Annotated in this window: 24 protein-coding genes and 1 tRNA gene; 5 read left to right on the forward strand and 20 right to left on the reverse strand. The window is 66.9% G+C overall.

The features are described from left to right. Positions 1–60: 60 nt before the first annotated feature. The 7 genes from HS053_RS03370 to HS053_RS03400 all read right to left on the reverse strand — a co-directional run bounded on the left by HS053_RS03370 (position 61) and on the right by HS053_RS03400 (position 9,099). Positions 61–2,124, reverse strand: a complete 2,064-nt coding sequence (locus HS053_RS03370) for an oxidoreductase (RefSeq protein WP_174209800.1) — start codon at positions 2,122–2,124, stop codon at positions 61–63. Positions 2,125–2,187: 63 nt separating this feature from the next. After that, positions 2,188–3,099, reverse strand: a complete 912-nt coding sequence (locus HS053_RS03375; RefSeq protein ID WP_174209801.1) for a LysR substrate-binding domain-containing protein — start codon at positions 3,097–3,099, stop codon at positions 2,188–2,190. A gap of 56 nt (positions 3,100–3,155) precedes the next feature. After that, positions 3,156–3,827 carry a DUF1028 domain-containing protein gene (locus tag HS053_RS03380; RefSeq protein ID WP_174209802.1) on the reverse strand — a complete coding sequence of 224 codons (672 nt, stop codon included), beginning with the start codon at positions 3,825–3,827 and terminating at the stop codon, positions 3,156–3,158. A gap of 156 nt (positions 3,828–3,983) precedes the next feature. Further along, entirely contained in the window at positions 3,984–4,400 is a 417-nt protein-coding gene (locus HS053_RS03385) for a RidA family protein (protein ID WP_174209803.1), read from the reverse strand. A gap of 66 nt (positions 4,401–4,466) precedes the next feature. Next, a complete protein-coding gene (locus tag HS053_RS03390; protein WP_174209804.1) occupies positions 4,467–5,726 on the reverse strand; it encodes a flavin-containing monooxygenase in 1,260 nt (419 codons plus the stop codon). A gap of 170 nt (positions 5,727–5,896) precedes the next feature. After that, positions 5,897–6,919: an ACP S-malonyltransferase gene (locus tag HS053_RS03395; RefSeq protein ID WP_174209805.1), complete on the reverse strand. Its 1,023-nt coding sequence runs from the start codon at positions 6,917–6,919 to the stop codon at positions 5,897–5,899. After that, a complete protein-coding gene (locus HS053_RS03400) occupies positions 6,916–9,099 on the reverse strand; it encodes a dehydrogenase E1 component subunit alpha/beta (protein WP_174209806.1) in 2,184 nt (727 codons plus the stop codon). The genes HS053_RS03395 and HS053_RS03400 overlap by 4 nt, the downstream gene beginning before the upstream one ends. A gap of 169 nt (positions 9,100–9,268) precedes the next feature. Between HS053_RS03400 and HS053_RS03405 the strand changes: the two genes are divergently transcribed. Continuing rightward, positions 9,269–10,102: a LysR family transcriptional regulator gene (locus tag HS053_RS03405; RefSeq protein WP_174209807.1), complete on the forward strand. Its 834-nt coding sequence runs from the start codon at positions 9,269–9,271 to the stop codon at positions 10,100–10,102. Here the strand turns inward: HS053_RS03405 and HS053_RS03410 are convergent, their stop codons facing one another. Both HS053_RS03410 and rlmB read right to left on the reverse strand, forming a co-directional pair. After that, entirely contained in the window at positions 10,103–10,522 is a 420-nt protein-coding gene (locus HS053_RS03410) for a CoA-binding protein (RefSeq protein WP_174209808.1), read from the reverse strand. Between the two features lie 174 nt (positions 10,523–10,696). Next, positions 10,697–11,476 carry a 23S rRNA (guanosine(2251)-2'-O)-methyltransferase RlmB gene (gene rlmB, locus HS053_RS03415; protein ID WP_174209809.1) on the reverse strand — a complete coding sequence of 260 codons (780 nt, stop codon included), beginning with the start codon at positions 11,474–11,476 and terminating at the stop codon, positions 10,697–10,699. Between the two features lie 116 nt (positions 11,477–11,592). Between rlmB and HS053_RS03420 the strand changes: the two genes are divergently transcribed. Continuing rightward, a tRNA-Tyr gene (locus HS053_RS03420) sits at positions 11,593–11,676 on the forward strand. A 38-nt stretch (positions 11,677–11,714) separates the two neighbouring features. Here the strand turns inward: HS053_RS03420 and HS053_RS03425 are convergent. The 4 genes from HS053_RS03425 to HS053_RS03440 are packed head-to-tail and all read right to left on the reverse strand — an operon-like array spanning position 11,715 to position 15,505. After that, the gene (locus HS053_RS03425; protein WP_174209810.1) at positions 11,715–12,899 is read right to left on the reverse strand and encodes an MFS transporter; all 1,185 of its coding nucleotides are present in this window, start codon (positions 12,897–12,899) and stop codon (positions 11,715–11,717) included. A 7-nt stretch (positions 12,900–12,906) separates the two neighbouring features. Beyond that, a complete protein-coding gene (gene arsB, locus HS053_RS03430) occupies positions 12,907–13,989 on the reverse strand; it encodes an ACR3 family arsenite efflux transporter (RefSeq protein ID WP_174209811.1) in 1,083 nt (360 codons plus the stop codon). A gap of 11 nt (positions 13,990–14,000) precedes the next feature. Next, on the reverse strand, positions 14,001–14,978 hold the full coding sequence (arsC, locus tag HS053_RS22620; protein ID WP_206677576.1) for an arsenate reductase (glutaredoxin): 978 nt from the start codon (positions 14,976–14,978) through the stop codon (positions 14,001–14,003). 5 nt (positions 14,979–14,983) lie between these two features. Beyond that, positions 14,984–15,505, reverse strand: coding sequence for a DUF6428 family protein (locus HS053_RS03440; RefSeq protein WP_174209813.1), 522 nt, complete (start codon positions 15,503–15,505; stop codon positions 14,984–14,986). 42 nt (positions 15,506–15,547) lie between these two features. Here HS053_RS03440 and HS053_RS03445 point away from each other — a divergent pair, with 42 nt between their 5' ends. The 3 genes from HS053_RS03445 to HS053_RS03455 all read left to right on the forward strand — a co-directional run bounded on the left by HS053_RS03445 (position 15,548) and on the right by HS053_RS03455 (position 17,743). Next, positions 15,548–15,874: an ArsR/SmtB family transcription factor gene (locus HS053_RS03445; RefSeq protein WP_174209814.1), complete on the forward strand. Its 327-nt coding sequence runs from the start codon at positions 15,548–15,550 to the stop codon at positions 15,872–15,874. Positions 15,875–15,956: 82 nt separating this feature from the next. Continuing rightward, positions 15,957–16,754 (forward strand): arginine deiminase family protein, encoded by a 798-nt coding sequence (locus HS053_RS03450; protein WP_174209815.1) that lies wholly within the window; start codon positions 15,957–15,959, stop codon positions 16,752–16,754. Continuing rightward, positions 16,694–17,743, forward strand: a complete 1,050-nt coding sequence (locus HS053_RS03455) for a hypothetical protein (RefSeq protein WP_241699740.1) — start codon at positions 16,694–16,696, stop codon at positions 17,741–17,743. The genes HS053_RS03450 and HS053_RS03455 overlap by 61 nt, the downstream gene beginning before the upstream one ends. A gap of 136 nt (positions 17,744–17,879) precedes the next feature. On the opposite strand, the gene HS053_RS03460 is transcribed toward HS053_RS03455, so the two are convergent. The 7 genes from HS053_RS03460 to HS053_RS03490 all read right to left on the reverse strand — a co-directional run bounded on the left by HS053_RS03460 (position 17,880) and on the right by HS053_RS03490 (position 23,252). Continuing rightward, positions 17,880–18,794, reverse strand: coding sequence for a glutaminase (locus HS053_RS03460; RefSeq protein WP_347233286.1), 915 nt, complete (start codon positions 18,792–18,794; stop codon positions 17,880–17,882). After that, entirely contained in the window at positions 18,791–19,432 is a 642-nt protein-coding gene (gene hisH, locus HS053_RS03465; RefSeq protein WP_174209816.1) for an imidazole glycerol phosphate synthase subunit HisH, read from the reverse strand. Before hisH ends, HS053_RS03460 begins: the two co-directional genes overlap by 4 nt. Before the next feature lie 93 nt (positions 19,433–19,525). After that, complete coding sequence (hisB, locus tag HS053_RS03470; protein WP_174209817.1) at positions 19,526–20,113, reverse strand: imidazoleglycerol-phosphate dehydratase HisB; 588 nt, start codon at positions 20,111–20,113, stop codon at positions 19,526–19,528. 55 nt (positions 20,114–20,168) lie between these two features. Next, on the reverse strand, positions 20,169–21,083 hold the full coding sequence (locus HS053_RS03475; protein WP_174209818.1) for a ribokinase: 915 nt from the start codon (positions 21,081–21,083) through the stop codon (positions 20,169–20,171). Between the two features lie 72 nt (positions 21,084–21,155). Further along, complete coding sequence (locus HS053_RS03480) at positions 21,156–21,665, reverse strand: flavin reductase family protein (RefSeq protein ID WP_174209819.1); 510 nt, start codon at positions 21,663–21,665, stop codon at positions 21,156–21,158. Between the two features lie 29 nt (positions 21,666–21,694). Further along, complete coding sequence (locus tag HS053_RS03485) at positions 21,695–22,840, reverse strand: aminotransferase class V-fold PLP-dependent enzyme (protein WP_241699741.1); 1,146 nt, start codon at positions 22,838–22,840, stop codon at positions 21,695–21,697. A gap of 91 nt (positions 22,841–22,931) precedes the next feature. Further along, entirely contained in the window at positions 22,932–23,252 is a 321-nt protein-coding gene (locus HS053_RS03490; RefSeq protein ID WP_174209820.1) for a hypothetical protein, read from the reverse strand. Positions 23,253–23,451: the final 199 nt, after the last annotated feature.

Below are 23,451 nucleotides of genomic sequence, written 5' to 3' on the forward strand. Positions count from 1 at the left end.
GGCTGCGGCCGGCAGGCTGCGTGCTTGCACGCACCTTTGCCAACCCGACGGAAGGCGCGGTCAGCCCTGCAAGGCCACCACCTCGCGCCGGAAGGGCAGGGCATCGCCGATCTCCGCCATGTCCACCTCGCGCGCATAGCGGTGCCCGGCATAGGTGGCCCAGGCAATCGGCCCCGGCGCTGCCGCATCGCCGATCACCTTGACCGAACGGATGCCCGCATCGGCCCAGTCCGCCTGCCGTGCCATAAGCCCCTGATAAAGCGCGTCGTCCGAAGTCCGGCTGGCCACCATCACCACCGTATCGGCTTCCAGCCGCGCCTCTGCGCCGGTATAGGCGCAGGCGGTCACCACCGCCCCCGCCTCCAGCGCCGTGATCCCGGTGTTCAGCACGATCTTCACCCCCGCCGCCGCCAGCCGCCGGTGGATCGCCCCCTGTTCCAGCGTGTTGCGGCTCCAGTCCGAGACGAAGGCGGCAGGCGTGACCAGCGTCACCTCGCATCCCGCGCGCGCGCAAAGCTCGGCCAGCACGCCGCCCATGTAGTAATGGTCATCGTCGAACAGCACGACCCGCCCCGTGGGCCGCTGCCCCGCCATCAGGTCATCCGGCGTCAGCACCGGCATTCCGGTATTGGGGACCGGCGCGACATGCATCCGCGCCACGCCATCGGCCCGCCACTGCGACCCGGTGGCGATGCAGACATTCTGAAACCCAAAGGACAGGATATCCTCCACCGTCAGCCGGCTTTGCAGATAGGTCTCCACATTCGCCCGCTGCGAAAGCTGATAAATCCGGTAATCCGCCACCCGTCCCCAGGCCGAAAGCCCCGGCAGCAGCCGCTCCCGCGCCACCCGTCCGCCCAGGGCATCACCCGCCTCGGCCAGCGCCACATCGTAACCGCGCAAGGACAGCGCCCGCGCTGCCTCAAGCCCGGCAGGCCCGGCGCCCACCACCAGCACCGACTGGCTTTCCCCCTTGGGGTTCATCCGCTCCGGGTGCCAGCCCTTGCGCCATTCTTCCATGAAGCTCGGGTTCTGGGTGCAGCGGCTGATACCGCCCGTCATGTCGCCGGAAACGCAGATGTTGCAGCCGATACACTCGCGGATATCCTCGCTGCGGCCTTCCTGCACCTTCACCGGCAGGAAGGGGTCGGCAATCGAAGGCCGCGCACAGCCGATGAAATCCAGCGTGCCCTGCCGCACCAGCCGCGCCATCACGTCGGGGCTGGTAAAGCGCCCGACGCCCACCACCGGGCGGCTGGTCAACTCACGGATGCCGCGCACCAACTCCTCTTGCGCCGCCTCCTCCTTGAAGCGCGAGGGCCCGGAACACTCCTCCCATGTGCCATGCGCCAGATCCCAAAGGTCCGGCAGATCGCCGTTCATCCCGATGAAATCGCGCAGCTCCGCGTTGGAAAAACCAAGATCGCCAATGGTTTCGTCCAAGGACACCCGCAGCGTCAGCGCCATGCAATCGCCCACCGCATCGCGCATATCGCCGATCACCTCACGCACGAAACGAGAGCGGTTTTCCAGACTGCCGCCATATTCATCGCCGCGCTGATTGGTGGCCCGGCTCAGGAAATGCTGAAAGATGCCAAAGCCATGCGCGCCATACAGGCAAATCAGGTCGAACCCCGCCAGCTTGGACCGCCTTGCCGCATTCACGAACCAGCGCCGCAGGTTGCGGATGTCGGCCTTGTCCAGCGCGCGGGCCTGCACCGGGTCATTGGTAAAGGTGCGGATCGGGCCGGGGCTGACCGCCATCGGCACCTCACGGCTGTAGAAATTCGGCCCGTTGATGCCGGAATAGGCCAGTTGAATGCCCGCCAGCGCGCCATGGGTCTTCATCGCCTCCGACATCTTGCGCAGGGCAGGAATGTCCTGATCCTCCCACAGCCGCTGCTCGATGAAGGGGGTGATTTCCGAGGAATGGTGCATCTCGGTCTGTTCGGTAAAGATCACGCCCCAGCCGCCCTCGGCCTTCACCCCGCGCATTGCCGCCACGGCAGAAGGGTCGCGGTAGCCGCCACCATTGCAATGCGGCACCTGATAAAAGCGGTTCTTGGCAACATGCGGCCCGATGGCCAGCGGGGTGAACAGGATCTCGTGGCGCGGGTCGGTCATTGCGGTGGTTCCTGGCGGGTAAGGGGCTGGGCAGTCTAGATTGATATTCTGATTCGGACTTCACTAAGCCGTGCCAGGGGTCAGCGTGGCGCGGGCGTGATCGACAAATGCCTGCACCGTCAGCGCCAGCCCCGCCCCCGCCATCACGGCCAGCCCCAGTTGCAGGGGCCGCACCGGCCCGGCCAGCGGCACATGCGCCAGCCGCCCGCCATCGGGCGCCTGATCGGTGACCGGGCGGATATTGGCGATGGAATAGCCAAAGCCATTGGCCACCATGGCGCGCATCACCCCCATGTCGCGGGTCCGTTCGACAATGCGCGGTCGCAGCCCGGCGCGGGTGAAGACCGACAGGAAATAATCGGTCGAAAACGGCAGGTCCAGCAGCACCATCGGCAAAGGCGCAAGATCGGCCGGGCTGACACTCGTCTGCCGGGCGAGTGGATGATCGGCCTGCAAAACCGCATAGGGTGGCAGGGTGATCAGTGGCAGAAAGAAGATATCCGACGGAATATCAAGATCATAGATCAATGCGACATCCAGCGTCGCCCCGCGCAGCCCCTCGAATATCTCGGTCTGGTTCAATTCGGCCTGCCGGAATTCGACCTGCGGAAACGCATCGACAAAACCGCGCCGAAGCTGCGGCAACAGCACCTGCGCGAAGGTCTGCAGACAGCCGACCGACAGGGGGCCGCGCACCTGCCCGGTGATCTCGCCCGCCAGATCGTTCAGCCGCGCCGCCTCGGCCAGCACCGCCTTGGCCTGCGCCATGAACTGCCTTCCCCCTTGGGTCAGCGTCAGGCCATGGGCATGTTTGCGCACGAAAAGCGCAAGGCCGAACTCGGCCTCAAGCTGTGCAATTGCCGCCGAAATCGACGGGGAAGAGATATTCACCCGCTCGGACGCCAGCGCGATCGACCCCGCTTCGCCGACCGCGACCAGATATTCCAACTGACGAAGCGTAAAGCGCAGCGGCATCGGCGATCTCCTCACAGATTAGGACAAGGCTATGCCAGGCGTTGACATTGCCAAGTCTATTCGTCACCCGGAACCCCGTAGGACGGCGCCTGCGTCGGATCTTCGGCGCGCTGGACATAAGCGGCCATCTGCGGGCGATAGACCGTCCACGCCTCGGCCAGCATCCCGATCGGATCGTCGGCCCAGTCAATCCGCAGATCGGCCAGCGGCCAGGACAGCCGATCCGCGATCTTCAGCCCGGCCGAGCGGACCGGCCCCGCCTCGCCCCCGGCGGCCAGCCCGGCCTGCAAAGCGGCGATCAGACGGTCGCCCAAATGGCCGCCCGCAGCCTCAAAAGCCGCAACCATGCTCGCGGGAATATCATTGCTGGCCAGAAGGTTGCCGCCCGAAGCGCAGTCTTTCCCCCGCGCCTCGCCCCAAAGGCCCAATACGTTTGTCCCAGAATGAATCGCCACCTCGCCCGACCCGTCCACGACCAGCAATTGCCGGTAACAGATATGCGTCCGACCCGCCGTCACCGCCTGCAACGCCGCCCCGGCCGAAGCCCCCGCCTCCAGTGCATCCAGCAGCAGGGGGCCGAGCGCCGGGTCGGTCACATTCTGGCTCGCCACGGCGCCCACACCGGCGCGGACATGGGAACATCGCGCCGCAACTGCCGGAGAAGATGAGGAAATCACCACGCCGAACTGGCCAGTTTTTGCGCAGCGCGCGACAAGGGAAAAGGTCATATGGTCCTCATGGTGCCGGCCGCCGGGGGCGTTTCGCCCCCCGGACCCCCAGAGAGTATTTCGCAAGGTGCAAACCGGAAGAGCGGTCTTGCCATTGCACCTTTTCAAATACTCCAAGGGGGTTCGCGGGTGTGAAACCCCCGACTTTTCTGCGGGTCAGTCAGGAATGACGGCGGTTGCGTCGATCTCGACCAGCCAGTCGGGGCGGGCCAGCGCCACCACGGTCAGGCCGGTGCAGACCGGATGCACGCCTTTGATGTATTCGCCCATGGTGCGGTAGACCGGCTCGCGGTGGCGGACATCGGTGAGATAGACCACGAGTTTCACCAGATGCTCCATCCGGCCACCCGCCTCTTCGATCAACTGCTTGATATTGCTCATCACCTTATGGGTCTGTTCCACCGGATCATGGCTGCCGAGGTTGACGGCGGTGTCCAGATCCTGCGGGCAGGCGCCGCGGAACCAGAGCGTGGTGCCGCCCCGGGTGGCGACGAGGTGGCAGAGGTCGTTGTCGAGGTTCTGTTCGGGGTAGGTGACTTTGGTGTTGAACTTGCGGTAGCGGGTGATGGTCATCTGGGGCTCTTTCGCGCTGTCGTTTTCGTGTCGGGTTTCTGTAGGGTTTGCGTCGTTTTTCCGGAGCTACATCGCGGGCGTGCCCGGGCCGTCATAGGCGAGATAGCTGCGCTGGATGGCGATATGGTCGGCGACCAGCTTCGCATCATGCCAGACGCCCCAGATGAAGGACGATCCGCGCCGTGTCTGATAGGGCTGGCCAAGGAAATAGATCCCCGGCTCGGCGCCGATGCCGCGCAGGTGGCGCGGGCGGCCGTCCGCATCGACGGCATCGGTCTTCAGCCAGGAGAAATCGACGGCAAAGCCGGTGGCCCAGATGATTGTGGTGATGCCCGCGTCGGCGAGGTTGAGCGACAGGATCGGGTGGGTCACGCAGGCGGGGTCGGGGCCGATCACCCGGGCCGACGGTTCTTCCGGCAGGTTCAGGCCATTGCGGGCGACCCAGGCATCGGCCTCATCCAACACCGAGAGGTAGTTGGCATCGCCCTGGGCGATATTGGCGGCAAGGTCGGCGGCGAAGGTCAGGCGGCCGTCGGCGAAGGTTTCGGTGCGGCCGACCAGCGTCATCCCCTCGGCGGCAAAGCGGCGGAAATCGACGGTGCGGCCCCCCTTGGCGCCCGAAACCGCGATGGTGGTGTGTTCGGCGCCCGGCGTCGCCTCGCTGTCCCATTTGTTGAGGACGCCCAGCCACCAGACGAAATCGCGGCCCCGGTAGGCGCGGGGCGGACGGCCGTGCGGGCCGACCGAGAGCCAGACCTTGCGGCCCGACTGCCGGAGTTCTTCGGCGATCTGGGCGCCGGACGATCCGGCGCCGACCACCAGCACCCCGCCCGCAGGCAGCGCGCCGGGGTTGCGGTAGGCGGTGGAATGCATCTGGGTCAGGCCGGGGGTTTCGGGGATCAGCGCCGGGATCACCGGCTTTTGAAACGGGCCGGTGGCGGCGATGACGCGGGCGGCCTCGATGGTGCCTTGCGAGGTTTCCACCACGAAGCCGGGGCCCTCGGGGTTGCGGGTGACCGAGGTCACCTCGACCCCGGTGCGGATCGGGGCGTTGAATTTCGCGGCATAATCAACGAAGTAATCGGCCACGCCTTCCTTGCCGACAAAGGCATCGGGGTCGCCGGCAAAGGTCATGCCGGGGAAGCGGTCATGCCAGGCGGGGCCGTTGGCGACCAGCGAATCCCAGCGTTCCGAGCGCCAGCGTTCGGCGATACGGGCGCGTTCCAGAACGAGGTGTGGCACGCCCTGGCGGGTCAGATGCTCGCTGGCCGCGACCCCGGCCTGCCCTGCGCCGACGACGAGCGTATCAACCTTTTCGACAGACATCCTGCGGCCCTTTCCCGGTGGTGATGCCGGCAGGATGCGATAACATGAATTTGGGATAAAGTAATTGGTTCCGCAGATTGGATTAGGTTTAGACTAATCAATGGGCCACGACAAGGTAGGATGGGCAATCTGCCCATCCCTCGTTTCGCAGGATGGGCAGATTGCCCATCCTACGCGACAAGGGCGCGTTGTTCGGGCAGCGCCATCGAGATCAGAAAGGGGGCTTCCGCCTGCGACCGCTGGAAATCGGCCTTGTCGCCCATGCCTTTCCACCCCGCCAGGATCAGCGATTGCACCACCGCCCCGCCCAGCGTGGTGCCGGGGCCGGGGATGATGAAATAGTCCGGGGCGAACTCGCGGGCTGCTGTGCGGATGGCGGCGGTGAAGTCATAAGCCTCGGTCACCTGATGGCCGAGCGTGTAGTCGCGCAAGGTGGCTGTGGTGGCGGTGCCGGGCCACCAGATATGGCCGCGCCCGTCGATCAGCGGCAGCTTGGGCTGGGCGAACAGGGTTTCGGGCAGGCGGGCGCGGCCCTCTGCGGCGACAGGGGCCTGAAGGGCGGTGTGGAAGGCGGCGTGATTGGACAGGCGCATGGGGAAGCGGCCCTGCGCGGAGGGCACGGCGGCCTCAAACGCCTTCAGCCCGGTCTCGTTCCCTGCCAGAACCAGCAGCCCGCCAAGGTCGATCGAGAGGGAAAGGGTGTGGTCGGGGCGGGTGGCGATTTCGGCCACCAGCGCGAGGAGGTGGGATTTGCGGGCCGGGTCGGGGCGCCAGTCGTCGCCCATATGGGGATAGACAAGCTGCCCGCCGATCAGGCTTTGCTGCATCAGCGTGCCCATGGTGTTGACCACGGCAAAGCCGTTGTCGGGCGTCAGCGCCCCGGCGCAGGCGAGGGCCGAATACCAGCCCATCGAATTGCCGGTGACGGCGACGAGGTTGATGCCCTTCAGCGCCAGCCGGTCGCCCAGCGTGCAAGCGTAGATCAGGGCGCTGGCGTTGTCGCCGCGCGAATGTTTGGCGACGGAATAGGTCGCGGCGGTGTCGAGGGCGGTCAGAGTCTCTTGCCCCAGCGCCTGCCTTGCGGCGTCGAAACGGGCCAGCAGGGCGGCGTCGGGGAAGGTTCGGGTCAGGCTGCCCAGTTCACTCTTGGTATAGGTGCCCCGGCCGGGGCAGACGAGGACGGCGGTTTTCATGTCACCAGACCTTTCGCGGCTTCGGTGATCTGCAGGGCAGAGGGCATGGTGGCGGCATAGGCCGGGCCGGTGGCGATGAAGCTGTCTTCGGCGGTAAGGCGGGCCAGCTTCGCACCGGGGGCCGTTTCGTGGAAATGCGCCATCAGCGCCTCGGCCACGCCGCCGGTGTGGCGGGTTTCATCGACGATCAGGATATGTCTGCAGCCCCTGACCGCTTCGGTCAGTGCCTCTTTCGGCAGGGGGGAGAGCCAGCGGGTGTCGATGATGCGGGTCTTGATGCCGGCGGCCTCGATGGCCGGAAGGGCCTGATTGGACAGGTAAACCCCGTTGCCGAAGGTGACGATGGCAAGGTCGGTGCCTGCACCCTCCACCCCCACCTGACCGAAGGGGATCACCTGCGACGGGTCGGGATAGCGGCGCATCCAGGCGCCGTCCTTGTCGGAATGCAGATCGCGCATCGGATAAAGCGCGATGGGTTCAAGGAAGACCACCAGCCGCTGTTCCTCGCGCGCCAGCCGCACGCATTCGCGCAGCATCATCGCAGCATCGGCGCCGTTTGACGGCACGGCGAGGATCAGCCCCGGAATGTCGCGCAGCACGGCGACGGAGTTGTCATTGTGGAAATGGCCGCCGAAGCCCTTCTGATAGCCAAGGCCTGCGATGCGCAGCACCATCGGGTTGGTGTATTGGCCGTTCGAGAAGAAGGGCAGGGTCGCCGCCTCGCCCCGCAACTGATCCTCGGCATTGTGGAGATAGGCGAGGAACTGGATTTCCGGCAGCGGCACAAAGCCGTTCTGCGCCATGCCGATGGCAAGGCCGAGGATCGACTGTTCATCCAGCAGCGTGTCGATCATCCGGTCGGGGCCGAACCGCTGGTGCAGCTTTTGCGTGACGCCATAGACGCCGCCCTTGCGGCCGACATCCTCGCCCATCATCACCAGCTCGCGGTGGGTGAGCATCAGGTCGGTCAGCGCCCAGTTGATCAGACGCGACATGATCTGCGGCTCGTCCATCGCCTTCATATCGCCGCCAAAGGCCGCAGCGCGGGCCTCGGGTGCCGGGCCATTGGTCGGGGCGCAGGGGCGTTTCGGCGGGATGATGCTGGCCATGACCTGCGCGGCGGTTTTCAGCCGGGGGCGGGTGATCGCCTGATCGGCGACGCGGACCACACGGGCGTTCGTTTCATTATAGATCGCCAGCGCCTGATCGGGGGGCAGCACTCCGGCCTGATCCAGAAGGCGGACCGAATGCAGCAGCGGATCGTTGGCTTCTTCCGCCTCGACCTCTTCGCGGGGCAGGTAGGTGGTGGGCACATCGGCCCCGGCATGGCCGTAAAGCCGGATGGTGCGGATATGCAGGAAGGCGGGTTTGCGGCGGTCGCGGACATAGGCAGCCGCCTCCGACGCCACGCGGAAGGTGTCGTAGAGGTCCAGACCATCGGCCTTGAAATATTTCAGGCCGGGGCGGGCGCTGAACGTGGCCTCGATCCAGCCCTTGGGCGTTTTGGTGGAAATGCCAATGCCGTTGTCTTCGCAGACAAACAGCAGGGGCAGGGGGACCGATTGATAGCTGGTCCATTGCGCGGTGTTGAAGGCGCCCTGCGCGGTGGAATGGTTCGCGCTGGCATCGCCGAAGCTGCAATAGACGATGGAATCATCCGGCAGAATCTGATGTTCCGGCTTGTGCCGCCGGGCGGCGCCGATGGAATAGGCCGCCCCGACCGCCTTGGGCAGGTGGCTGGCGATGGTCGAGGTCTGCGGCGGGATGAAGAGGTCGCGCGACCCCAGAACCTTGTGCCGCCCGCCGGAAATCGGGTCTTCCATGGAGGAGGCGAAGGACAAAAGCATGTCCCATGCCGGATTTTGCCCCGGAACCTGTCCGGCCCGTGCAATCTGAAAAGCGGCATCGCGGTAATGCAGGAAGGCCATGTCGGTGGGGCGGAGCGCAAGGGCGACCGCCGCCAGCCCCTCATGCCCCGACGACCCGATGGTGTAGAAGCCTTGGCCCGCGCGCTGCATGGCGCGGGATTGGCGGTCGAGCGCGCGGGTCAACACCCCGGCGCGGAACGCCTGCAGCGCGGTTTCCGGCGTCATCGGGCCAGCCGGGGGGCGACCTGCGGGCAGGTCGCGGGCGGCGACGCGGGCGAGGAAGTTTTCGTGGACGATGGCGGCGCGGTCCATGGGACGGTCCTTTGACGGGATTTTGGGCGGCAACCCCCGGGGGTTTCACACCCCCGGACCCCCGTGGAGTATTTCGCAAGGTGCAAATCGCAAGGGTGGTTTTGCTTAGGCCATTGTCGTGCCGGGCGGAACCGATATTCTTGGGGCAATATATGAGTGGAGTGCATAGATGGAGCGGCGCGACCTGCCTTCGATGAGCCAGCTTGCCGCCTTTGAGGCGCTGTGCCGGTTGGGATCAACCGTGGCGGCGGCGCGGGACCTGGGGATGACGCAGGGGGCTGTGTCGCGGCTGGTGGCGGCGCTGGAGGCGCGGCTGGGCGTGGCTTTGGTGCGGCGGGTCGGGCGGCATCTGCTGCCGACCCCGGCGGCGGCGGTCTGGGCGGCCGATTTGGGCGGCGCGCTGGAGCGGATTGCCGGGGGTGCGGCGCGGCTGCGTGCGGGGGCGGGGGTGATGCTGGCGGTGCTGCCGGGCTTTGGTGCTAATTGGCTGGCGCCGCGGCTGGCGGGGTTCCGGGCGGCGCATCCGGGGGTGGCGGTGCATCTGGCGACGCGGCTGGAGCCGTTTGACCTGACGGCAGAGTGTTTTGATGCCGCCGTGCATTTCGGTGCGGCGGATTGGCCGGGCGCGGCGCATATGAAGCTTTGGGAGGAGCGGGTGCTGCCCTGCGCCGCGCCGGGGGCGGATCTGCACGGTATGGCTTTGCTGGGCCTGCAGACGCGGCCCGATGCCTGGGCGCGCTGGTTTGCGGCGCGCGGCGAGGCGGGCCGGGTGCCTGCTGTGGTGTTCGATCAGTTCGCGCCGATGATTGCGGCGGCGGTGCATGGGCTGGGCGTGGCGCTGTTGCCGGAGTTTCTGGCCGAGGCGGAGCTGGCCGCCGGGCGGCTGGTGGCGCTGGCGCCGGCACACGCGGCGGAGGGCGCCTATTGGCTGGTCTGGCCCAAGGGGGCAGAGAGCCCGGCGCTGACGGCGTTCCGGAGCTGGCTGTCGGCGCAGGTCGGCTGATCAGAGACCGAGACGCGGAATTTCGATGGCCGGGCAGCGGTTCATCGCCACCTCTGCCCCGGCGGCGCGGGCGCGGGCGGCGGCGGCCTCATCCTCGACGCCAAGCTGCATCCAGATGACGCGGGCCCCCAGCGCCACGGCCTCATCCGCCACCGCCCCGGCCTCTGCCGAGCGGCGGAAGACATCGACCATGTCCACTGGCCCCACCTCTGCCAGCGTGGCGCGGACCGGCTCGCCCCAGGGCGACAGGCTGCCCGCCTGGCCGGGGTTGACCGGGATCACGCGGTAGCCGCGTGCGGCCAGAAAGCGCGCCACGCCATGGCTGGGCCGGTCGGGCCGGGGCGACCAGCCGACCACGGCGATGGTTTTGACCGAAGTCAGGATGCGGGCAATGTCGGTGTCGGTCAGATGGTCGGTCATGGGCGGTTCCTGACAGAAAAAGGCGCCCGTGCCGCAGGGGCCGGGCGCCAAGGTGTGGAACGAGGGACAGTGAAAGAAGGGAACGGGGGTTCCAGACCCGGCCTCTGCACTGTGACATAAGTGTCTTTCCGCCCGGTAAAAGAGCGGGTCGCGTATTCGTGAAAAAGCCGTGAGTCAGCGCGTCGCGGCGGCATAAAGCCCCACGGCGGCGGCGTTGGAGACGTTGAGGCTGCCGAAGGCCCCGGCAAAGGCGATGCGGGCGATCATGTCGCAGGTCTCGCGGGTGCGTTCGCGCAGCCCGGGGCCTTCGGCGCCAAGGACAAGGCCCACGGCACGGGGGCCGGCGGTGGCCAGCGCCTCGGCCAGGGTTACCGTGCCGTCGCCGTCCAGCCCGATCAGGACATAGCCCATGTCGCGCAGCTCCTGCATCGTGTCGCCCAGATTGGTGACGCGCAGGTAGGGCTGGCGTTCCAGCGCGCCCGAGGCGGTCTTGGCCAGCGCGCCGGTTTCGGGCGCTGAATGGTGGCGCGGCGCGATCACCGCGCGGGCGCCGAACACTTCGGCCGAGCGCAGCACGGCGCCGACATTGTGCGGATCGGTCACCCGGTCAAGCAGCACCAGAAGCGGCGCCCCGTTGCCCGAAATCGCCACATCGGCCAGCTTGCCCCAGTTCAGCGGGCGCACCTCCATCGCGGCGCCCTGATGGACCGAGCCTTCGTCGATCGGCACGTCGAATTTGCGCGGATCGGCCAGTTCGGGTTCGATCCCGGCAAAGGCCACCGCCTCTTCCAGCTTGTCCAGCGCGTTTTTCGTCACCACCAGCCGCAGCTTTTCGCGGGCGGGGTTCATCAGCGCGTCGCGCACGGCATGAAGGCCAAAGAGCCAGACGGTCTCTTTCGCTTCGGCCTTGCGGCCGCGTTCCTTGTCCACCACCCAGCTCGGTTTCTTGGTCATGCGCGTCTCCTCGTGCAAGGCCACCTGTGGCAAGACAGCCCCGGCTTGGCAAGCCGCATTTCACCCAAATCGGCCCTTGACGCCCCGGGGGGCCTTGGGTAAACCCCGCCTCCAGTGGGCGATATGCTACAAGGTGTGGCAGCGGACTGTAACTCCGCCGAGGCGACTCATGCCTGGTTCGATTCCAGGATCGCCCACCATTCTTCCGATATGTGATGGAATGTCAGGGGCTTGGCCCCTATCCCGCGCGGTTGCCCGCGGCGATGGTTTTCCACAAAAGCCCGGCGAGGGCGGCATCGGCGACGGCCAGTGCCGCGGCAAAGGCCAGCGTGTTTTCTTGCCCGATGGTGGTGATCAGCAGGGCGCCGACGGTGGGGGCCATCGCCTGCGCCAGAAGGAAGGGCCGCGCAAGCCGCCCCATCACCGGGGCATAGCGGTCCGGGCCTAAGAGGGTCAGCGGCAGCGCGCCCCGTGCGATGGAGAAAATTCCGTTTCCGGCGCCGTAAAGGACGATGGCCGCCCCGATGATTGGTAGGCCAGAGGCCAGCAGGATCAGCCCGACCGCGCCAAGCCCGGTGGCGGCGGCCATGGTGCGGATCGGGTGGTGCCTTGCGCCGCTGGCCATCTCAAAGAGCCGGGCTGCAACCTGCGCCGGGCCGAGGAGGGCGCCCAGCCAGACCGTTTCGGCGGTGGTCAGGCCGCGCCCCTGCAGGATGGTCAGCAGATGGACCGAGACGATGGTGACCGACAGACCTGAAAGCACCATGATCGCCATGAGGATGCGGCTGGCGTGCCGCTCGTCCGGCGAAAGGTGGAGCGGGGCGGACTGGCCGGCGGCGGCGTCCGGGGCCGGGCGCTGCCCCGGCAGGGCGAAGAGGATCAGCGGCAGGCAAATCCCGATCTCGATGGCGGCATAGGTCGCGCAGGACCAGCGCCAGCCCAGATGATCCAGCAGAAAGGCCGAAAGCGGCCAGCAAAGGGTGCTGGCAAAGCCGCCCAGAAGGGTGAGAGAGGTGATTGCAGAGCGGGCCGCGTGCCCGTAGATGCCGCCCAGCGTGGCAAAGGCCGCGTCATAAAGCCCCGCCCCCATGCCAAGGCCGATCACCGCCCAGCCCGCGATGAAGACCGGCAGCGCCGGCGCCGTGGCAAGGATCAGCAGCCCCGCGGCCAGAAGCAGCGCCGACAGCGCTAGCACCGGCTTGCCGCCATGCAGCCGGATCGCCTGACCGACACGCGGCGAGGCAAGCCCGGCGACGAACAGGCCCAGCGACAGGCCGCCGACGATCCAGGACAGCGGCCAGCCGGTGTCGGCGGCGATGGGGGCCGCGAAGACCGCCAGAAGGTAATAGGAACAGCCCCAGGCAAAGATCTGGACAATGCCAAGGGCAGAGATCACCGGCCATCGCCGCGCGGTTATGGCCATTGTGGGGTCATCCGGCCGGTGCCTGACCGGATTGTGCGGTGCCTGCGGGAAACCACCTTGCGCCAAGGCGCAGCGCGACATGCACCAGCAGGATCAGCACCGGCACCTCGACCAGTGGGCCGATCACCGCGGCGAAGGCCACCGGCGAGGCAAGGCCGAAGGCGGCGATGGCCACCGCGATGGCCAGCTCAAAATTGTTGCCTGCGGCGGTGAAGGCGATGGCCGTGGTCCGAGGGTAATCCGCCGCGATCAGCCGCCCCATGGCAAAGCTGAGAACGAACTGGATCAGGAAATACAGCGCCAGCGGCAGGGCAATGCGGGCAGCATCCCCCGGCAGGCGCAGCACATCGCCGCCTTTCAGGCTGAACATGGCGACGATGGTGAAGAGCAGCGCCGCCAGCGTGACCGGACCGATGCGGGGCAGGAAGGCGGTCTGATACCACACTTCCCCCCGCCGTGCGATCAGGACGCGCCGGGTCAGGAAGCCCGCCGCAAAGGGCAGGCCGAGAAAAATCATCACCGCTTTGGTGATGGTCCAGAACCCCACGTCGATCACGCTGCCCTGCAACCCGAAAAGCGGCGGCAGGACCGAGAGAAAGATCCAGGCATAGGTCGAGAAGAACAGGATCTGGAAAACCGAGTTGAAAGCCACCAGTGCCGCCACATACTGACCGTCTCCACGCGCAAGCTGGTTCCAGACCAGCACCATGGCGATGCAGCGCGCAAGCCCGATCAGGATCAGCCCGGTCATATATTCCGGCTGATCACGCAGAAAGATCACCGCAAGGGCGAACATCAGCACCGGCCCGATGATCCAGTTCTGCACCAGCGACAGGGCCAGCACCCGGCGGTCGGCAAAGACGCGGGGCAGCTCTTCGTATTTCACCCGGGCCAGCGGCGGATACATCATCAGGATCAGGCCGATGGCGATGGGAATATTGGTGTCGCCGACCGAGAGCGCGTCAAGCGCACCCGCAAGGCCGGGCAAGCCCGCGCCGAGCGCGATGCCAAGCGCCATGGCGGCGAAGATCCACACGGTCAGCCAGCGGTCGAGGAAAGACAGCCGGGCAGGGGGCTCAGGGTGCGTCATGGGGGCTCCGGTCAGGATGCTGCGGGGGTGACGGGGCGGCCATCGGTGCCGGTCACGGCTTGGCCGTCCTCTTTCGAGAAGGCGCCTTTCTGCGGTGGCAGCAGGTCCAGCACCATCTCGGACGGGCGGCAGAGCCGCACGCCTTTGGGGCTGATCACAAGGGGGCGGTTGATAAGGACGGGATGCGCCATCATGGCATCCAGAAGCTGATCCTCGGTCAGGGCCGGGTCGCCAAGGCCAAGGTCGGCATAGGGCGTTCCCTTTTCGCGCAGCAGGTCGCGGGCGGAAATGCCCATGCGTGCAATCAGTTGCACCAGCATTTCGCGTGAGGGTGGGGATTTCAGATATTCCACCACATGCGGTTCAACCCCGGCATTGCGGATCAGCCCAAGCGTGTTGCGGGACGTGCCGCAGTCGGGGTTGTGGTAGATCACAACATCCATGCCTTGCCCCTGCGCCGCGTCCGGGCGCTGTGGCGTTGCGCCCGCAGACTGGCCAATCTCCCGCAGACGGGTCGCAAGGCTGGCGCGGTCAAGGGAGGCAACCGGAAGTGCGGTAAACGCGGCAATCCGCGCCTTCATCTGGCGCAGGGCATTTATGAAGGCCATTTCCTGTGTCAGGGCGGTGCCGGTGGCGGCAGCAGGGTCTTCGATGCCCCAATGCGCTGTCATCGGCTGGCCTGGCCAGAACGGGCAGACCTCTCCGGCGGCGTTGTCGCAAACGGTAAAGACAAAATCCATCACCGGGGCATTCGGCCCGGCAAACTCATCCCAGCTTTTTGAGCGCAGATCGCCGGTCGGATAATGGAAGTTTTCCAGAACCCGCAGGGCGGTCGGATGCACCTCGCCTTTCGGCTGGCTGCCCGCCGAGAAAGCGCGGAAGCGGCCGGCACCGTCCTGCCGCAGGATGCTTTCGGCAAGGATGGACCGCGCGGAATTGCCGGTGCAAAGGAAAAGCACGTTGAAGATGCGGGTGGTTTTCTCGGACATCGCCATCACCCGCAGCAGGGCTTGGCGCCGGGGGCGGCAGAGCAGGTGTTGCGTTCCTGCAACCAGCGGTCGCGCGGCTTGCAGCTTGCCGGGCGGGGCGACAGAATGACCCGGACCACGCCGCCTTCGACGCGCGGCAGGGCTGCGCGGTAAAGCTGCATCGGGCGCGCGCCATCGCTGACCTCGAAGGTCAGTTTCGCGGTCTGGTCCAGCGCAACATGTGCGATCACCTTGCCGATGATCTTGAGGAACCGGCCCGCAGGCATGTGGCTGCGATCCTCGTTCACATCCCAAAGCTGGATGAAGATTTCGGTCCAGCTTTCCGGGTTCGCGCCGCAGTCCAGCGCCTCGAACCGGCCCGCTTTCACCTCGGTAACGTGATAGCCGGGCTGCACATCCTGCCCGTCATAGCTGAAGACCAACGGCAGGTCGGCGGCGCCGTCCAGCGCGGACAAAAGCCCGCCGATGGAAATATCATCCGGGTCGGTTGCGCCGGCCGGCGCACCGATGTTGCCTTGAAGCGTCATTTGCGTTACCTTTCGATTCGACATTTTTAGGAATATCAAAATATGGAAGAACGTCAAGCCATCGCCGCCTTCGGGGCCTTGTCGCAGGAAACGCGGCTGCGGATCCTGCGGCTTCTGATCGTTGCGGGGCCAGAGGGGATGGCGGCGGGCATGATTGCCGAACGGGCGGGGGTTTCTGCCTCGAATGTCAGTTTCCATGCCAAGGAGCTGGAGCGCAGCGGTCTGGTGGTGTCGCAGCGCGAAAGCCGCTCGATCATCTACCGCGCCGATATGGCGGCGCTGGACGGTCTTCTGCGATTCCTGATGGAGGATTGCTGCGGCGGACAGACGCCGCTTTGTGCCGGGGTGCCCGCCTGCGCGGCGGATTGACGGGTTTTGTCGGTGCGCACGCCGGGCGATGCTTGCCCGTCGGGGCGCGGGGCGCTACGGCTTGGGCAGCAGGAGGCCCCCGATGTCCGACACATCCTTTCGTTTCAGCCATGCCATCACGCGGCGGCCATCCGGCTCGATCATCGCGGGGCTGCGCGCGGTGGATACCGGGGCGCCGGATCTGGACGTGATGCTGGGCCATCATGCCGATTATGTGGCGGCGCTGCGCGGCACGGGGGCGACGGTGATCGAACTGGCGCCGCTGGACGCCTATCCCGACGGCGTTTTCGTCGAAGATACTGCCCTTTGCCTGCCGCAGGGCGCGGTGGTGATGCGCCCGGGCGCGCCCAGCCGGTTGGGCGAGGCGGCAGAGATGGCGCCGCATCTGGCGGCGCTTTATGGCGATGTGCGGCAGATCACGGGCGCCGACAGCTATATCGAGGGCGGCGACATTCTGGTGACGGAGACCGAGATTCTGGTGGGCCGCTCGGCGCGCACCAATGCGGCGGGGGTGGCAGAGCTGGCGCGGCTGGTGGCCGACTGGGGCCGCCCGCTGCGCGAGGTGTTCACGCCGCCGGGGGTGCTGCATTTCAAGACCGATTGCTCGTTGCTGGATGGTGAGACGGTGCTGGCAACCAACCGGCTTGCCGCCTCGGGCTGTTTTGCGGGCTACCGGGTTGTGCCGGTGGCGGCGGGGGAAGAGGCGGCGGCCAATGCGATCCGCTTCAACGACCGGGTGATCATGGCGTCGGGCTTCCCGCGCACCCGCGATGCGGTGCTGGCGGCGGGGTATTCGGTGACCGAAATCGGCAATTCGGAATGCGCCAAGCTCGACGGCGGCATGTCCTGCCTGTCGCTGCGCTTCACGCCGAAGCCCTGACGAAAGGGCGGCGGGTGAGCGGGTTCAACATCGTCGCCGTGGTGCAGGAGGGGCGGCTGGCCTATGAGGCGCTGCTTCTGGTGGCCAGCCTGCGACGGATGAGCCCCGGCTTCACCGGCCGCCTGATTCTGGCCGAACCGCATGGCCCGCGCTGGCGGGCCGATCCGCGGCTGCAGGACGGGGCGATCCGCGCCGCTTTCGAGGCGCTGGGGGCCGAATTCCTGCCCTTCGAGAACATCGCCTTCGGCAGTTCCTATCCGCATGGCAACAAGATCGAGGCGCTGATGGCGCTGCCGGAAGAGCCGTTCCTGTTTCTGGACAGCGATACGCTGGTGACGGGCGATCTGGCGGCGGTGCCATTCGACTTCACCCGGCCCTCGGCCTCGATGCGGCGCGAGGGGTCATGGCCGGATGTGCCGGTCTATTCTACGCATGAGGCGATCTGGGGTGCGCTCTATGATCGTTTCGGGCTGGACATGGCGCAGACGCTGGACCTGTCGCAGCCGCAGGATTACTGGCAGCGGTTCCTCTACTTCAACGCAGGCTGGTTCTTTGGCGCCAATCCGCGGGCGTTCGGGGCGCGCTGGGCCAGCTATGCGCGGTCGGTGCGCGATGACACGCCGCCGGCGCTGGCGGCGCAGTCGCTGAACCCCTGGCTGGACCAGATCACCCTGCCGCTGGTGGTGCATTCCTTCGGCGGCGGGCGGCCGGGGCCGGAGCTTTGGGGGATGGACGGCGATGTGACCTGCCACTACCGGCTGCTGCCGCTGCTTTACGCCCGCGAAAGCGACCTTGTGGTCGAGGTGCTTGAGGCGGTGGCGGGGCGGCAGGAGCTGCGGCGGCTGCTGCGCGACTGGGAACCGGCGCGCGAGATGATCTATCTGAATCGCGGTGCGAAGGTGCGGGCGATGTTCGACCGTGCCGACCTGCCGCGGCGCGAACAGGCGATCCGGTCGCGGTTGAAGGCCGAAGGGTTGTGGTTGCGGTGATATGGGAGGAGAGTCGGGGTTTACCCCGACCTACGGGCGATGCCGCTGCCGCGAAGGTCGGGGTTCACCTCGCCCCCCCAACATCCGCCGAAACACCTTGCCGAACGGCGTAGGTCGGGGTTTACCCCGACTCTCGCTAACCAAACACCGACCATCCCGTCGCCCGCACCAGCCGCTCCAGCGCCAGCGTGCCAAGCCGGGAATTGCCCTGCGCGTTCAGGCCCGGCGACCAGACGGCGATGCTGGCCCTGCCCGGCGCGATGGCCAGAATGCCGCCGCCGACCCCCGACTTGCCCGGCAGGCCGACGCGATAGGCGAATTCGCCCGAGCCGTCGTAATGGCCGCAGGTCATCATCAGCGCATTGATCCGCCGGGCGCGGGCGGGCGAGACCAGACGCGGGCAGCCCGGCGCCCCCACCAGAAACCGCCCGGCGCGGGCAAGCTGGGCCGTGGTCATTTCCACCGCGCATTGGTGGACATAGGTGCCGATGGTCAGGGCCGAGGGATTGCGCAGATTGCCATGGGCCGCCATGAATTCGGCCAGCGCGATGTTGCGGTGGGCGGTCGCCTGTTCCGAACGGGCCACGGCCTTGTTGATGTGGATATCCTCATCCCCGGCGGCGGCGCGGATGAAGGCCAAGAGTTCGGCCAGCACCACCTTGGGCGCGTGTCCGGCCAGGATGGCATCGGTGACCACGATGGCCCCGGCATTGACGAAAGGGTTGCGCGGGATGCCCGCCTCATTCTCAAGCTGCAGGATCGAGTTGAAGGCCAGACCCGAAGGCTCGCGCCCGACCCGGTTCCACAGGCTGTCACCCAACCGGCCAAGGGCGATGGCAAGGGTGAAGACCTTTGACACCGACTGGATCGAGAAGGGCGTGGCGGCGTCACCGGCGCTGATCACGTGACCCGAGGGCAGGGCGACGGCAAGGGCGAACTGGCCCGGATCGACCTTGGCCAGCTCGGGGATGTAATCGGCGACGGCGCCCCGTTCGACCTCCCCTGCCATATCGGCGGCGATCTGTGCGACGATGGCCGGAAGGTCGGTCACGGCGTCCAGCGCAGGAAATTGGCGATCAGGCGCAGCCCGGTGGCCTGCGACTTCTCGGGGTGGAACTGGGTGCCGACCATATTGCCCGCACCGATGATGGCGGTGATGTCGCCGGCATAATCGACATGGGCCAGACGCTCATCCGGGGTGGTGACGCGGAAATGGTAGGAATGGACGAAATAGGCGTGGTCGCCGGTCTTCACGCCATCCAGAACCGGGTGGGGGTGGTCAATCACCAGATCGTTCCAGCCCATATGCGGCACTTTCAGCCCCGGCGCGCCGGGGGTGATCTTCACCACCTCGCCGCCGATCCAGCCGAACCCGGGGGTGTCGCGGTATTCGCGGCCCCAGTCGGCCATCATCTGCATACCGACGCAGATGCCGAGGAAGGGGCGGCCCTTGACGCGCACCGCCTCTTCAATCGCCTCGAAGAGGCCGCCGTAATCGCCAAGGGCGGCGCGGCAGGCGGGAAAGGCGCCGTCGCCGGGCAGCACGATGCGGTCGGCGCGGGCGACATCCTCGGGGCGCGAGGTGACCAGCACATCCCCGGCGCCGGTTTCCAGCGCCATGCGCTGAAACGCTTTTTCGGCAGAGTGCAGGTTGCCGGAATCATAATCGACAAGGACGGTCAGGGGCATGGGGCTTCCCTCTGAGCGGGCAAGAATTTTGGAAAATTCTTGTCCGGATTTTTCGAAAAATCCGGCAAATTCCTTGCAAGGAATTTGCGGCGGTTAGAGCGCACCCTTGGTCGAGGGCAGGGCATCGCCAAGGCGCGGGTCGGGTTCGACCGCCTCGCGCAGGGCGCGGGCCACCGCCTTGAAGGCGGCTTCGGCGATGTGGTGGCTGTTCAGCCCGTGGATCAGGTCCACATGCAGAGTGATGCCGCCATGGGTCGCCAGCGCCTGAAAGAATTCGCGCACCAGTTCGGTGTCGAATGTGCCGATCTTGGGCGCGGTGAAGGGCACATTCCACACCAGATAGGGCCGCGCCGACAGGTCCAGCGCGCAGGCGACCTGCGTGTCATCCATCGCCAGCCGGAAATGGCCATAGCGGCGAATGCCGCGCTTGTCACCCAAGGCCCGGGCCAGCGCCTGACCCAGCGCGATGCCGCAATCTTCGACCGTGTGGTGGTCGTCGATGTGCAGGTCGCCCTTGGCGTTCAGCGCAATGTCGATCAGAGAATGACGGGCCAACTGATCCAGCATGTGATCGAAGAAACCGACGCCGGTCTGGCAGGCGCTTTTGCCGGTGCCGTCCAGATTGATCGCCACGGTGATGGCGGTTTCATTGGTCTTGCGGGTGATCTCGGCCTGACGCATGGGGCCCTCCTTAGGCTTGTGGCCTTATAGGCAAGGGGGAGGCAAAGGCCAAGCCTCAGGACAAGAGCGCGTCGATTTCGCTGCGGGCGGGCATTGCGGCGGCAGCACCGGGGCGGGTCACGGAAATCCCGGCGGTGGCAGAGGCAAAGCGCAGGGCCTCGGCCACCGGGCGGCCCTCGGCCAGCGCCACGGCAAAGCCGCCGTTGAAGGCATCGCCGGCGCCGGTGGTGTCGGTGACCGGCCCGGCGGCAAGGGCGGGGCTGTGCAGGGACTGGCTGCGGTCGCGGTAAAGCGCGCCATTGGCGCCCAGCGTCATCACCACCGCGCCCACGCCGCGCGTCAGCAGGGCATCCGCCGCCGCCTCGGCCTCGGCCAGCGTGGTCACCGGCAGGCCGGTCAGCAGTTCGGCCTCGGTCTCGTTCGGGGTGATATAATCGCAAAGCGCCAGCATCCCATCGGGCAGGGTGGTGGCGGGGGCGGGGTTGAGGATGGTGGCCACCCCCGCCGCCCGGGCAATCTCAAGCCCGCGCAGGGCGGCTTCGACCGGCTGTTCCAACTGGGTCATGAAGATCGCGGCGCCTTCGATCAGCGTGGCGCGCGCCTCAAGATCGGCGGGGGAAAGGCGGGCGGCGGCGCCGGGCGTGACGATGATAGCATTGTTGCCCGATCCCGCCTCGACCATGATCGCGGCGGCGCCGGTGAAGCTTGCCGCATCCACCGTCACTTCGGGGATCACCCCGGCGCGGGCCCAGACACCGCGGGCCAGAACGGCGAAATCATCCTCTCCCAGCCGGGTGATGAAATGCACCTCTCCGCCGGCCATGGCCGAGGCCACCGCCTGGTTCGAGCCTTTGCCGCCCGGGCCAAGGGCAAAGCCCTGACCCAGAAGCGTCTCGCCTATCCGGGGCAGGCGCGGGGTGCGGAAGGAACAATCGGCGCAGAAGATGCCGAGATTGACGATATAGGCCATGGGGTCGCGCTTTCGCAGGGGTTTTGCGGCAGGTTGGCCCGGATTTGACCCTTTGGTCAACGGGCGGATGGATCAGCCGTCGGGCAGTTCCTGAAACCGGCCATGGGCATAGATCAGCGCGCCCGCGCCGTCGGTGCAGCGGATGGCGCGGACCCGGCCGATCAGGATGGTGTGGGTGGCGCGGTCGATCATCTCTTCCACGGTGCAGTCAAAGGCGGCGGGGGCGCCGACAAGCAGCGGCGCGCCAGTCACGGCGGTCTCCCAATCGGCGCCTTCATAGCGGGCGGCGCCCTTGATGCCGCCCTTGCCGGCAAACCGCTCGGCCACGGGACGGTGGGCGGCGCCAAGGGTGGACCAGCCAAAGCAGCCGTATTCCGCAAAAAGCGCGTGGGATGAGGCGTTGCGGTTGACGCAGGCCAGAACCAGCGGCGGTTCGGTGGACAGCGAAATGCCGGAGGTCACGACAAGCCCCGAGGCCCGTGCGCCGCTGCCCACGGTCAAGAGGCTGCAATGGCCGTGGACACCACGCATGGCGGTGCGGAATTCCTCGGGGGTGGGGTCGTCCGTGCTGTGGTCGGGCATCTGGCGCCTTTCGGATCGGGGCCGTGGTTTCAGGCCAGCACCTCGGCAAGGGCGGCCAGCAGGGTTTCTGTGCCCGCCTCGGTCGTCAGGATGCCGGGGGAAAGGCGCAGCGTCTGGCCGCGGCTGTCGCTGGTCACGCCGCGGGCGCGCAGGGCGGCGACGGTTGCGGCCCCGGGGTGGCGGTCGGGCAGGCGCAGCATGACAGAACCGCCGCGCTTGCCCTCGGCCTCGGGCGTAATCAGCGGCAGGTTCAGCGCCTTGGCCCCGGCGATGATCCGTGCGGTCAGGCGGCGGTTATGCGCCAGCAGGGCTGCATGATCCTGTCCCGCGTGCCAGTCGAGCGCCGGAAGCGAGGCGACGGCGGACATCACCGCCGGCGTTCCTGCGTCAAAGCGGCGGATGTCGGGGGCAAAGGCAAAGCGGGTGATGTCCCAGTTGAACGGATTCTCCTGACTGAACCAGCCGCGCAGAACGGGCTGACAGCGGGCGATCAACTCGGGCGCGACATGCAGGATGCCTGCGCCGGGGGTGCCGCACATCCATTTCAGGCTGGTCGAGACGGTGAAATCCACCGCAGGCGCCGTCACGTCAAACGGCAGAAGGCCGGCGCCTTGGGTGATGTCCGCCCCGATCAGGCTGCCCATCTGCCGGCCATGCGCCACCATGCGGGCAAGGTCGATCCGGTGCGAAGAGGTGGAGGACACCCAGGTCAGCAGGGCAAGACCGACTTCGGGTGTCCATGCCTCAAGAAAATCGTCATCCTCGACATGGGCGGCGCCTTGCCGCAGCGGCACCGTTTTCAGCGTGAAGCCAAGGCGGGGGGCAAGGCCCTGCAACAGGAAATGGTTCGACGGGAAGCAATCGGCCCCCACCAGAACCTGCCGCCCGCGCAGCACGTCTTCGGGCAGCGCGGTGAGCAGGGCATGGGTGGCGGCGGTCACGCTTTCGGCATGGGTCAGGCTGCCTTCGGGCGCGTTCAGGATCGCACGCCAGCGGGCAAGGAAGCTTTGGCAGAGCGGCAGCACCGCGCCCCATTGGCTGTCATCCGGGCGGCCCCAGATGGCGGCAAATTCGGCCAGCGCCCGGGCAAGGTCGGCCGCCTTGCCGGGATACATCCCGATCGAGTGGTAAAGGAAATAGCTGTCGCCCATGTTGCCCATGCTGCGGCCCCCCATGCTCTGGCCCCGTCGCGTCCTGCCGGGGTTGTTCCACGGCAGGGGGCGGCTGGCAAGGGTCCGAGGCAGGGGGCAGAACGAAGGCGGGGCATCAGTGCAGCGCGGCGCCGTCGCGGCGGATCGGCCAGCCGGGGCGGACGGGCGGCAGGGGGACGGGCAGGGGAAGGCAGCGCAACACCTGCACGCACCGCTCGCGCCGATATTGCGGATCGTTCAGGATCGGTTCGGGCAGAAGGGACGGGGCAAACCGGCTTTGCCGCAGCGTGATCAGTTCAACCCGGGTCCAGCGGCCCTGTGCCGCCAGATCGGGACGTTGCAGCAGAAGCTGGCGCAAGGCCGCCTCCCGCGCTTTGAGCCGGGCGATTTCTGCCCGAATATCAGCGAGTTCATCGGCAGGGTGGAGTTTGTGCAAGGCGGCCTCCGGTGCAGGATGGGGCGGATCGGGCCAGCCTTGCGCAAGAGGGTTAACGAATCCCCCAACAGGCCCTGCGACATCGCGAGCATGGGCGATGACGGTTGCATCTTGACAGCCGCCACATATCATATTCACTTAATGGAATATATTCGGCCGGGCACCTGCCGGTTTTTGCACCCGTCTGCGACGAAAAACC

The sequence above is a fragment of the Tabrizicola fusiformis genome, assembly GCF_013328815.1.
Lineage (GTDB): Bacteria > Pseudomonadota > Alphaproteobacteria > Rhodobacterales > Rhodobacteraceae > Fuscibacter.

Bases quoted from the DNA above. Each gene is read 5' to 3' on its own strand.
- HS053_RS03400 (WP_174209806.1), bottom strand. From the start codon at position 9,099: ATGGACCGCGCCGCCATCGTCCACGAAAACTTCCTCGCCCGCGTCGCC.
- HS053_RS03380 (WP_174209802.1), bottom strand. From the start codon at position 3,827: ATGACCTTTTCCCTTGTCGCGCGCTGCGCAAAAACTGGCCAGTTCGGC.
- arsB (WP_174209811.1), bottom strand. From the start codon at position 13,989: ATGACGCACCCTGAGCCCCCTGCCCGGCTGTCTTTCCTCGACCGCTGG.
- HS053_RS03480 (WP_174209819.1), bottom strand. From the start codon at position 21,665: ATGCCCGACCACAGCACGGACGACCCCACCCCCGAGGAATTCCGCACC.
- HS053_RS03425 (WP_174209810.1), bottom strand. From the start codon at position 12,899: ATGGCCATAACCGCGCGGCGATGGCCGGTGATCTCTGCCCTTGGCATT.
- HS053_RS03450 (WP_174209815.1), top strand. From the start codon at position 15,957: ATGTCCGACACATCCTTTCGTTTCAGCCATGCCATCACGCGGCGGCCA.
- HS053_RS03395 (WP_174209805.1), bottom strand. From the start codon at position 6,919: ATGAAAACCGCCGTCCTCGTCTGCCCCGGCCGGGGCACCTATACCAAG.
- HS053_RS03475 (WP_174209818.1), bottom strand. From the start codon at position 21,083: ATGGCCTATATCGTCAATCTCGGCATCTTCTGCGCCGATTGTTCCTTC.
- HS053_RS03485 (WP_241699741.1), bottom strand. From the start codon at position 22,840: ATGGGGGGCCGCAGCATGGGCAACATGGGCGACAGCTATTTCCTTTAC.
- HS053_RS03405 (WP_174209807.1), top strand. From the start codon at position 9,269: ATGGAGCGGCGCGACCTGCCTTCGATGAGCCAGCTTGCCGCCTTTGAG.
- hisH (WP_174209816.1), bottom strand. From the start codon at position 19,432: ATGCCCCTGACCGTCCTTGTCGATTATGATTCCGGCAACCTGCACTCT.
- HS053_RS03370 (WP_174209800.1), bottom strand. From the start codon at position 2,124: ATGACCGACCCGCGCCACGAGATCCTGTTCACCCCGCTGGCCATCGGG.
- HS053_RS03410 (WP_174209808.1), bottom strand. From the start codon at position 10,522: ATGACCGACCATCTGACCGACACCGACATTGCCCGCATCCTGACTTCG.
- HS053_RS03440 (WP_174209813.1), bottom strand. From the start codon at position 15,505: ATGACGCTTCAAGGCAACATCGGTGCGCCGGCCGGCGCAACCGACCCG.
- HS053_RS03455 (WP_241699740.1), top strand. From the start codon at position 16,694: ATGCGCCAAGCTCGACGGCGGCATGTCCTGCCTGTCGCTGCGCTTCAC.
- HS053_RS03375 (WP_174209801.1), bottom strand. From the start codon at position 3,099: ATGCCGCTGCGCTTTACGCTTCGTCAGTTGGAATATCTGGTCGCGGTC.
- HS053_RS03390 (WP_174209804.1), bottom strand. From the start codon at position 5,726: ATGTCTGTCGAAAAGGTTGATACGCTCGTCGTCGGCGCAGGGCAGGCC.
- HS053_RS03385 (WP_174209803.1), bottom strand. From the start codon at position 4,400: ATGACCATCACCCGCTACCGCAAGTTCAACACCAAAGTCACCTACCCC.
- hisB (WP_174209817.1), bottom strand. From the start codon at position 20,113: ATGCGTCAGGCCGAGATCACCCGCAAGACCAATGAAACCGCCATCACC.
- arsC (WP_206677576.1), bottom strand. From the start codon at position 14,978: ATGTCCGAGAAAACCACCCGCATCTTCAACGTGCTTTTCCTTTGCACC.
- rlmB (WP_174209809.1), bottom strand. From the start codon at position 11,476: ATGACCAAGAAACCGAGCTGGGTGGTGGACAAGGAACGCGGCCGCAAG.
- HS053_RS03445 (WP_174209814.1), top strand. From the start codon at position 15,548: ATGGAAGAACGTCAAGCCATCGCCGCCTTCGGGGCCTTGTCGCAGGAA.